At 38.5% G+C, this 807-nt stretch carries 1 protein-coding gene and 1 pseudogene; both read left to right on the top strand.

The window, feature by feature from the left end; all coding sequences use genetic code 11:
- Positions 1 to 201: 201 nt before the first annotated feature.
- A pseudogene (locus FKW19_RS15250) lies at positions 202 to 465 on the top strand (autotransporter strand-loop-strand O-heptosyltransferase); the annotation flags it as partial.
- A 66-nt stretch (positions 466 to 531) separates the two neighbouring features.
- On the top strand, positions 532 to 723 hold the full coding sequence (locus tag FKW19_RS15255; protein WP_150150626.1) for a hypothetical protein: 192 nt from the start codon (positions 532 to 534) through the stop codon (positions 721 to 723).
- Positions 724 to 807 lie beyond the last annotated feature (84 nt).

The raw sequence follows: 807 nt of genomic DNA on the forward strand, positions 1-807 counted from the left end.
TTTGGGGGATCTCCTGAGCAGCCATCACATGGGACTGCTGTCTATAACAATCCGGGACACCGGATATTATGTTTTGGATAATGAAACGTCAAAAGTTGGAACGCGTTCTGCATAATAAATGACTTACTTCTACCTTGTATTTAATAAAGTACAAGGGAGAAGTAATCTATGAATATATCTATTAATGTTGAGATATATTTTATGATTGAAGCATCAGAAAATTTTAGGGTGAGTACATATCAAGATACCAAATCTCCTTACATCAACCCTTCTGCTTTCCCAGTTTTACATGGGCCTGATGGAATTTTGTTTGATTTCAATCAGGGTGCCCGTATTGTTCTGCCTGCACGTACAGAAGGAAAATGGCGGATTACATGACGCGATCTGGATACAGGGAATATTCTGTTCCAGAATGAAAATACGGGCGCTACCGTACATTCTTCCAAACGCTTTTACGTTTGCTTTGATATTATTGTTGAAGATATTTTACCTCAAAAAGAAGTTCGCATTGTTTTCCAACATGAATTGAATTTGAAAAACAAAAAAGTTGTCATTCAATTTCCTGTCGGTACTTTGGGCGATACGCTTGCATGGTTTTCCTACGCAGCACGCTTTGCGCATATCCATCAGGCAAATGTAACCTGCATTCTCTCTGCTTTGATTATTCCTGTGCTGAAAAATGCACATCCAGAATTAACGCTTATGTCCCCAGAAATAGCTTAGGAACAAGACATACTGGCAGACAGTTATGCAATGTACTGCATGGGGTTATTTTTTGATGATAAAGAAAATGTTTTTCAGCCAACC

Source organism: Acetobacter sp. DmW_125128, assembly GCF_008704325.1.
Taxonomy (GTDB): domain Bacteria; phylum Pseudomonadota; class Alphaproteobacteria; order Acetobacterales; family Acetobacteraceae; genus Acetobacter; species Acetobacter oryzifermentans.